The sequence below is a fragment of the Salegentibacter holothuriorum genome, from assembly GCF_900168045.1.
GTDB lineage: Bacteria > Bacteroidota > Bacteroidia > Flavobacteriales > Flavobacteriaceae > Salegentibacter > Salegentibacter holothuriorum.
In genome coordinates this window covers 1009223-1018144 of sequence record NZ_FUYY01000001.1, presented here as the reverse complement: position 1 = coordinate 1018144, position 8922 = coordinate 1009223, and the positions used below count along the sequence as shown (strand labels likewise).

The 8922-nt window shown below is 35.3% G+C and carries 5 protein-coding genes and 2 rRNA genes; 2 read left to right on the top strand and 5 right to left on the bottom strand.

Annotation, left to right across the window (positions count from 1 at the left end; all coding sequences use genetic code 11):
• Both B5X51_RS04390 and rrf read left to right on the top strand, forming a co-directional pair.
• A 23S ribosomal RNA gene (locus B5X51_RS04390) occupies positions 1-222 on the top strand; the annotation flags it as partial.
• Between the two features lie 138 nt (positions 223-360).
• A 5S ribosomal RNA gene (gene rrf / locus B5X51_RS04385) occupies positions 361-469 on the top strand.
• Between the two features lie 538 nt (positions 470-1007).
• Here the strand turns inward: rrf and B5X51_RS04380 are convergent.
• The 5 genes from B5X51_RS04380 to B5X51_RS04360 all read right to left on the bottom strand — a co-directional run bounded on the left by B5X51_RS04380 (position 1008) and on the right by B5X51_RS04360 (position 8807).
• Positions 1008-1229, bottom strand: coding sequence for a DUF6095 family protein (locus B5X51_RS04380; protein WP_079719644.1), 222 nt, complete (start codon positions 1227-1229; stop codon positions 1008-1010).
• The gene (locus B5X51_RS04375) at positions 1229-2047 is read right to left on the bottom strand and encodes a DUF4249 family protein (protein ID WP_079719643.1); all 819 of its coding nucleotides are present in this window, start codon (positions 2045-2047) and stop codon (positions 1229-1231) included. Before B5X51_RS04375 ends, B5X51_RS04380 begins: the two co-directional genes overlap by 1 nt.
• A gap of 1 nt (position 2048) precedes the next feature.
• Complete coding sequence (locus B5X51_RS04370; RefSeq protein ID WP_245828701.1) at positions 2049-4427, bottom strand: TonB-dependent receptor; 2379 nt, start codon at positions 4425-4427, stop codon at positions 2049-2051.
• Positions 4428-4569: 142 nt separating this feature from the next.
• Positions 4570-6789 carry an NADP-dependent isocitrate dehydrogenase gene (locus tag B5X51_RS04365; protein ID WP_079719642.1) on the bottom strand — a complete coding sequence of 740 codons (2220 nt, stop codon included), beginning with the start codon at positions 6787-6789 and terminating at the stop codon, positions 4570-4572.
• 599 nt (positions 6790-7388) lie between these two features.
• Positions 7389-8807 carry a S8 family peptidase gene (locus tag B5X51_RS04360; RefSeq protein WP_079719641.1) on the bottom strand — a complete coding sequence of 473 codons (1419 nt, stop codon included), beginning with the start codon at positions 8805-8807 and terminating at the stop codon, positions 7389-7391.
• Positions 8808-8922: the final 115 nt, after the last annotated feature.

The window sequence follows — 8922 nt, the reverse complement described above, 5'->3', positions numbered from 1 at the left end:
ACCGGATTGGACCAACCTCTGGTGCACCAGTTGTTCCGCCAGGAGCATTGCTGGGTAGCTACGTTGGGAAGGGATAAGCGCTGAAAGCATATAAGCGCGAAACCCACCACAAGATGAGATTTCTTTAAAGGACCGTGGGAGACGACCACGTTGATAGGCCATAGGTGTAAAGGCAGCAATGTCATAGCCGAGTGGTACTAATAATCCGTAAAGCTTGATGCGATTCCTGTTATCCCGCAAGGGATAACGGGAGCTTGAATGCTTACCGCAGTGTATCGTTATTTTTTGTTTCTTAAATATGTCAACTTATTAAGAGTTGGATAGGACGTTTATAGCCGTTTTATGCCAAACTCAAAGACTTAAGGTGGTTATGGCAACGGGGCTCACCTCTTCCCATTCCGAACAGAGAAGTTAAGCCCGTTAGCGCAGATGGTACTGCTATTTGTGGGAGAGTATGTCACCGCCTTTTTTTTTAAGACCCTTACATTAAGTTGTAAGGGTCTTTTTTTTTGCCCGAAAAACAAATAAATTATACCGGGGGAAACTTAGAAATTCCTGGACATAAAAATTCAGAATTAGAAAGAGGGTTTGGCATTATGTTTTTAAAAGCCTTCTACCTTCATTATGATACAAGTTTTTTGATGTTAAAAACGAAACAATAGTTATGCTAATTAATAGGAGGAGAAATTTGAGATGTCGGTTCTTAGTTAGAAGAATGTATCAGAGCCTATAGAATCTCTTATGAAACAAAGTTTTATGGCTCTATTCTTTGAAATTGCAGCTTTGGAAACTTATTTTCTAATTCTTTCTTATAGTTTTATAGGTGAATGATTTTATAACTGTCGATTGTATTTTCTTGTCGACAAATTACATTAACTAGCTTTATTTCTAAATATAATGATAGACTATAGACTGATTCTGTAGACAAAGGATCTTAATAATATTTTTATTTTTCAACTTTTTTTCTTAAAAGTATATTTCATGTAAACCAAGTGCCAAAGTTATATTCAATCAAATACAGACTTTACTATAGTCATAATTCCTTTAAATAATAGGAGTATAGCTCCAATTAATGCAATAATTCCAAGAATCAAGACAGGAATGTAATATGGATGATTTTGATTGTTAAAAGCGGTGAAGAGCACAGAAGGCCCTATTAACATTAATGGGAGAGAGAAAGCCAAATATTTAATTCCTTTCATTAATATTTCTCTGTTGGTATGTTTCATTACTTTATAATATAAGTAGTTGAATCTGTTTCTGAAAGTCTAAAATAACCAAAAGGATAATTTTCTGGATTAGTTTCATTTACAATATTTCCTTTTACAGTTGCAGGCTGTGATTGAAAAGGTCCGCCGCCATTATCCCCACCTTGAGACCGGAGTATAAATAAATAATTGTAGAAAGCTTCTGAAATTCCTTCCATAGTTACAAATACTTCATCACCGGAAGCTAAATCCTCGTCAGAATAGGTGGCAGAGACCTGATTACCATCGGTAAATTCATCTTCATAAATCTCCAAAGAAAGTTTGGAAATAGAAAAATCTCGAAAGGTGAAAAGATAAAAGTTTTCTTCTCCTTCTGGATCAGTGAAAAAGGGCTCAATCTCTAAATCCTCTCTCGTAAATCCACCTTCGTCATTTTGCTCAATAAAATCTATTCCTGGAACGGGTACAAAGCTGGAACTTGCAGTATATATTTCTTCCTGGTAACTTATTTTTAAGGTATAGTTCTCTTCTAAGCTGGGCTTGAAATTATTATTGGTGTAAATCCCCTGTTCCTTATGTTCGAAAATAAACTCTTCTCCATTATCAGCTTGAATAGTAACTTGTGCTTCAGTTACAGGTTCAATTTCGTCCTCATAAAAGCCTGTGGTGTTAGATAAGGTTATTTGCTGTTGATTACCTTCAGTATTCAGATACCAAATTATAGAAGCATCTATAACAAGTCTGGGTTCACTTTCTTCCAGATCAAGATCAATAACTTCTTCGCAAGATGCTAGGCTTAGGGTAAGAAATAATATGAATAAATAGCTTGAATTTTTCATCTTAAAATTTAAAATTATAGGTCACAGAAGGTATTATTCCGAATAGGCTTAATTTTGCAGCTTCATTTCGCCCGGTATCGTCGTTCTCCCTAAAGCTAATTGAATTGGCGTTCTTCCTGTTATATACATTATAAATACCAAAATTCCATGAGGATTGCAAGCCATCTTTTTTATTTGGCTTTGGGATGTAAGTTGCAGAAAGATCTAATCTATGATAAGCTGGTAATCTATTGCTGTTTCTATCACCATATACAGGTACGTTTATTCCGTTAAAATTATATTGACCGGTAGGATAAGTAACTGGCAGACCGGTTTGAAATGCAAAATTAGCACTGAAATCCCATTTTTTATTATAATCATAAGTGGTAGTGAAACTTATATCATGCGTTTTGTCATAATTAGTGGCGTACCATTTTCCGTTATTTATACCACTTTCAATGGGCATTCTACCGGGAGTTTGTTGTTCAGATTTAGATAAAGTGTACGCTAACCATCCGGTTAAACGACCTTCATTCTTCTTTGCTAGAATTTCTAAACCATAGGCTCTTGATTTTCCGTTTAGGATAATAGTTTCAATATTATTATTAGCGATAAGGTTGGCGCCATTCACATAGTCTATTCGATTCTGGATATCTTTATAAAAAACTTCTGATTCTAAAGTATATTTTCCTTCCTTAAATTTACGGAAATATCCCAGAGCATATTGATCCAGGATTTGTGGTTTAATAAACGGGCCACTTGGTGCCCATACATCAAGTGGAGTAGGAGAACTGGTATTAGAAATTAAATGAAGATATTGAGCCATTCTGTTATAACTGGCTTTTATCGATTGATTATCGTTAAAACTATAAGCCAAAGCAATTCTGGGCTCCAGGTTAGAAAAGGTTTTAATTACTTCAGACCTTGAATATGATTCTTGACCTATAGGTTCTGCTTCCTCATAAATATCAAGACTGGCATTGTAAATTATTGGATTGTCATTTTCGTATACATTGAAGCTATCCTGGCCCAGTCTAAAGAAATTACTGAACCTTATCCCATATTCTGCGGAAAGGCTATTAGATATCATATGTTCCACAGAGAAGTAAGTTGCATTTTCAAAAGCGTATTTATTGGTAAGCTTAAAATAATTAATACCAGAATTTTCATCTATGGGTTCAATCTCCCCCGGATTAAATTCATAGTAAGTATTATGAATCCCATATTCCAGTTGAAAGTTATTGTTTAAATAGTGGTTGAAGTCATATTTTATATTCAGGTTTTTAATGCCGCTATCCCAATTGAATCCCACAAAATCAAGGGTAAGTCCGTAATAATAATCACTATAAATAAGTGATAGATTGGTGAAAATATCATCGGAAACTAAATGGTTCCATCTAAGGTTAAAAACCGAATTTCCGTAGGTGTTTATAAAATTCTGATTAATATCAAAAACATCCCGACCAAAATAACCTGAAAACAGTAATTTATTATCATCATTCAGGGAATAAGTCAGTTTTGTATTCAGATCATAGAAATAAGCTGAATTTGGGTTGTCGGCCAATTTTAGAAATAGATGGGCATATGAACTTCGGCCTCCCACAAGAAAAGAGCCTTTATCTTTTACAATGGGTCCTTCGGCAAGTAATCGGCTGGAAATAACGCCAATCCCACCCTGGGCCTCAAATTCTTTACTATTGCCATCACGCTGATAAATATCTAAAACCGAAGAAACCCTGCCGCCATATTTGGCAGGAATCCCCCCTTTGTATAATTTTAGATCTTTAATTGCATCTGGATTAAAAACCGAAAAGAATCCAAAGAGGTGCGAGGAATTAAAAATAGTAGCTTCATCAAGTAAAATAAGATTTTGATCTACCGCTCCACCACGAACATTAAATCCTGAAGCTCCTTCCCCGGCATTAGACACACCCGGCAATAATAAGAGTGACTTTATAATATCTACTTCTCCAAAAACTACCGGCAGTTTTTGAATGGTATTTATGGAAAGTTTATTAACGCTCATTTCCGAACTCTTAATATTGAATCCTTCGTTATTAGATTGGATAACTACTTCGTCTAAACTCTCTGAACCTTCAGTTAGTGCAGTATTAAATGTGGTGTCTCCATTTATGGTAATTGTTTCCCTGAGGCTTTGAAAACCCAAATATGAGATTTCCACAGTATAAGTGCCTTCGGGTAATTTTATAGAATAGAAACCATATTCGTTGGTCACCACGCCTTTATTTTCTTCGGGGATTATAATATTCACCCCTATTAAGGTTTCATTACTGGAGGCATTGGTAATAGTTCCTTTTAAAGAGTAAGTTTCTTGTGCATTTAAACTCAAACTGATAAACAGGAAAACTAATATAAGGGAAGAAGGAAGGGAGAATTTCAATTTTTTAAGTAAATATAGTGTAGAAGCTTATTATTTAAAAACTTAATACAATTATTAAGAATTGTTGAAGTAAGATTAATGTTATAAAAAAAGCCGTTTCAATTTGAAACGGCTTTTTTTATAACATTAATTTAGAACTTAATTATCCTAAAATATCATTTAAAAGCTGGCTAGGTCTCATGGCCTTAGAAGTAAGCTCTTCTTCAGGTTTATAATAACCTCCAATATTTACTGAAGATCCCTGAGCATCTATTAGCTCTTTATTGATTTGCTCTTCATTTTCTTCTAATTTAGAAGCAACATTTTTGAAATGCTCTTTTAAATCAGCGTCTTTATCCTGGGCTGCCAAAGCTTGAGCCCAATATAAAGCGAGATAAAAATGACTACCACGGTTATCCAGTTCGTTAACTTTTCTAGACGGAGATTTACTATTCTCTAAAAATTTATTGGTGGCGTTATCTAAAGCTTCAGAAAGAACAAGTGCCTTTTTATTGTCATATTTTTCACCTAAATGTTCCAGAGAAGCAGCCAGCGCAAGAAATTCTCCAAGAGAATCCCAACGTAAGTGACCTTCTTGAAGGAATTGTTGCACATGTTTAGGAGCAGATCCTCCGGCACCGGTTTCAAATAAACCACCACCGTTCATAAGAGGAACAATAGAAAGCATTTTCGCACTGGTACCTACTTCTAAAATTGGGAAAAGATCGGTTAGATAATCTCTTAATACGTTTCCTGTAACAGAGATCGTGTCTTTTCCGGCTTTTACTCGTTCTAAAGTGTATTTAGTAGCTTCAGCAACTGACATTATTTTGATATCTACGCCTTCAGTATCGTGATCTGGTAAATATTGATTTACTTTTTTGATAAGCTCAGCATCGTGAGCGCGGTTCTCATCTAACCAGAAAATAGCTGGCCATCCTGTTGCTTTTCCTCTATTAACTGCTAATTTAATCCAATCCTGTACCGGAGCATCCTTAACCTGGCACATTCTCCAGATATCACCTTCTTCAACTTCATGCTCTGTTAAAGTTTTTCCACTTTCATCAATTACACGAACAGTTCCGGCAGCAGGAATTTCAAAAGTCTTATCGTGTGAACCATATTCTTCAGCTTTTTGAGCCATTAAGCCTACGTTTGGAACAGTTCCCATAGTAGTAGGATCAAAGGCACCATGTTTTTGGCAGAATTCAATAGTTTCCTGGTAAAGTGGCGCATAACTACTATCTGGAATTACCGCTTTGGTATCCTGAGTTTCGTTATTTTTATTCCACATTTGTCCTGAAGTTCTAATCATTGCAGGCATAGAAGCATCAATAATAACATCACTTGGTACGTGAAGGTTGGTAATTCCTTTATCAGAATTCACCATCGCTAAATCTGGTCCCTGTTCAAGATCAGCTTTAATTTTAGACTCTATTTCTGCTTTTTTATCGGCAGGAAGTTTTTCAATAGCATTTAAGATATCTCCCAATCCGCTGTTTGGATCTCCACCGGCATTTTTAATTTCTTCTCCATATTTATTGAAAACATCTTCAAAAAATACTTTAACTGCATGACCAAAAATAATGGGGTCAGAAACCTTCATCATTGTAGCCTTCATATGCAGTGAAAATAGCACACCTTTTTCTTTAGCATCTTTTACCTGCTCTCTAAGAAATTTTAAAAGGGCATTTTTACTCATTAGGCTGGCATCAATAACTTCACCTTTAAGTAGGTGCAAATTATCTTTAAGTACCTTTTTATTTCCGCTTTTTGAAGCAAATTCAATTTTTACATTGGTTTCTTCGCTAAGGGTTAACGATTTTTCATTGGCTTTAAAATCTCCACTGTTCATAGTCGCCACATGAGATTTGGAGTCTGAACTCCATTTGCCCATAGAATGCGGATGTTTTTTAGCGAAATTCTTTACGGCTTTAGGCGCGCGTCTATCAGAATTTCCTTCTCGAAGCACTGGATTTACGGCACTGCCTTTTACTTTATCGTAAGTAGCCTGGATTTTCTGCTCATCATCATTAGCAGGTTCGTCTGGATAATTAGGTAATTTATATCCTTTTTCCTGAAGTTCCTTAATAGCCGCTTTAAGCTGAGGAACAGATGCACTGATATTTGGTAATTTAATGATATTAGCCTCAGGTTTTTTGGCTAACTCTCCAAGTTCAGCTAAATCGTCGCTTACTTTTTGATCTTCTGAAAGATATTGGGGAAACTGAGATAAAATTCTTCCAGCGAGGGAAATATCTTTAGTTTCCATTCCTACATTGGCCGCCTTCGTGTAAGATTTAACAATGGGATAAAATGAATAAGTAGCTAAAGCCGGAGCTTCATCTGTTTTTGTATAAATTATCTTTCCAATCTGTGTCATTATGTGATTTTTATAGCTAATTAATTATGAATAGTCTAAACTGACTGAACGCCCAATTTTTACTGGGCGTTCGAGCGCTGTGCAATATAATATTTTTCAAGCTTTTATCATAGCTGAAGCAACATGAAAGCTTGTTAATTGTTATTTAAAGGGCATAAAAAAGCCATTTCATCTTATTTGCTAAAATGAAATGGCTTCAACTGAAATAATATATGCTCACTGAATTTTCGAAATTCTTTAAGGGAAAAATCCCGGTGTATATTATTTCAATGACTCAAAAATAAAAACTTAATAAAGTTATATTTCTGAATCTAAAGGCTTTTATCCTTCAAACTTCTTTTGACCTGGCAAAAAATGAGCGTTATATAGAAGATAAAAACCGTATGTAAAGGTTTTTAATCTTTACTAAGAACTTATTGCTTAAGAAATCCTTTTGTCATTCTTTCTTCAACTAATTCCTATACTAAATATACAACCAAATACAAGTTTGTGCAAGATATTTAACACTTTGTTGGGTAGTAAGTTACGATCTGTTTTTATTTCTTTTAAGCATAAAAAAAGCCCCGAATTTTCGGGGCTTTTAATGTTTTTGAATCTTTCTATTCTGTCACAGCACGGTAGGCATTTATTCTTCCTTTTCCAAAAAATAAGCTTTGGCCGTTTCCGTCAACCTTATCGGCTGTCTTCTCAATTTGTTTAGCAACTTCTTTTGGAAGCATTTCACCACCATTTTTAGCAATGATCAAAGCAGCAACGCCTGAAACATGTGGGGCCGCCATACTTGTACCTGCACTCCAATATAAGCCGTTATTATTACCGGTGCTTAGAATCATATCTTCAAGAGCAACATCAAAATCGCCTCCGGGTGCAGCGATATCTACTAAAGATTTTCCATGTGTAGTATAACTTGATGGAATATCAAAATTTGTATAATCTGCAGTCCAATCGTAACCTTCAGGTGCCGTGGCAGATACGGTTATCACATTATTTAGTCCGCCGGGTAGTTTAATATACGCAGAATTCCCATCATAATTAACTCCATCATTACCTGCCGAAGCGATTATCGTACTGCCTTGCTTAGCAGCATAATCTATTGCTCTTTGTTGTGCATTTACAATTTCCATAATATATTTACCCGGAATTTTGTAAGGTACACCATTGGCATCAATCAATTTGCCATTTTTATTTAGGGTAGCGCCTAAACTCATGTTTATTACGTCAGCTTGGTTAGCACCTGCATAAACAATACCTGCATTAATAGAGCTAAAAGGACCATTACCGGTAAATTCAGAAAGCACCTTTACGGCAACAAGTTCGGCTTTTGGAGCAACACCAATAAGACCCAATCCATTTTGAGCAGCAGCTATGGTTCCTGCTACATGAGTTCCGTGATTATCAAAAGGGGTGCTGTCTAAAATATTCCAATCTTCTCCAGGTATAAATGAAGCTGAAAGTGAAGTGTTCAAATTTGGAGCTAGTTCCACATGTTCAGCATCTATACCCGAGTCAAGCACAAATACACTTGCGCCACTACCTGTAAAACCTGCATTCCAGGCTTCAGGAGCGTCAATAGCCTCTAATCCCCAAAGATAATCGTAGAAATAATAAGGTTCTGTACTTCCAATACTTGGTGTGGCTTCCGGAAGGTTAGCTTCTATATTTTCAGAAGTAGGTATCCAGGCTATTTCATAATCTGGAACAACAGAAGTAACGTTTCTGTTCTTCATGGTGTTCTGAATGAAATTTGAATCTTTTGAATTTACAATGGAAATTCCAATTTCAGGAATTGAACTTACGATCTCTCCTCCGCTGGTTTTAAGAGCGCTTTCAACACTTTTTGTTAAATCGCTTGATTCAGTGATGACCATGTAATTTTTAAATGGAGGTTCTTTTAATTCGGAAGATTCCATTTCATCATTGTTAGGTAAATTTTCTTCTTTTTCACAGGAACCAAATACAGCTCCAAAAAAGAAAACACAGAGTAATGTTTTCCCTAATTGAATAGTGGTTTTTTTCATAATATATGTTTTAGTTTTTTCAATGAGCTTGAAATTACGTAATTACATATAGTTAACAAAATATTAGTAAAATATTTTTAATAAATATGTCAAATGAGTTAAGTATTTATTGTTA

What these genes read in the sequence shown, in the direction of transcription:
- B5X51_RS04380 (WP_079719644.1), bottom strand. Translation starts at nt 1,229, where the DNA reads ATGAAACATACCAACAGAGAAATATTAATGAAAGGAATTAAATATTTG.
- B5X51_RS04375 (WP_079719643.1), bottom strand. Translation starts at nt 2,047, where the DNA reads ATGAAAAATTCAAGCTATTTATTCATATTATTTCTTACCCTAAGCCTA.
- B5X51_RS04365 (WP_079719642.1), bottom strand. Translation starts at nt 6,789, where the DNA reads ATGACACAGATTGGAAAGATAATTTATACAAAAACAGATGAAGCTCCG.
- B5X51_RS04360 (WP_079719641.1), bottom strand. Translation starts at nt 8,807, where the DNA reads ATGAAAAAAACCACTATTCAATTAGGGAAAACATTACTCTGTGTTTTC.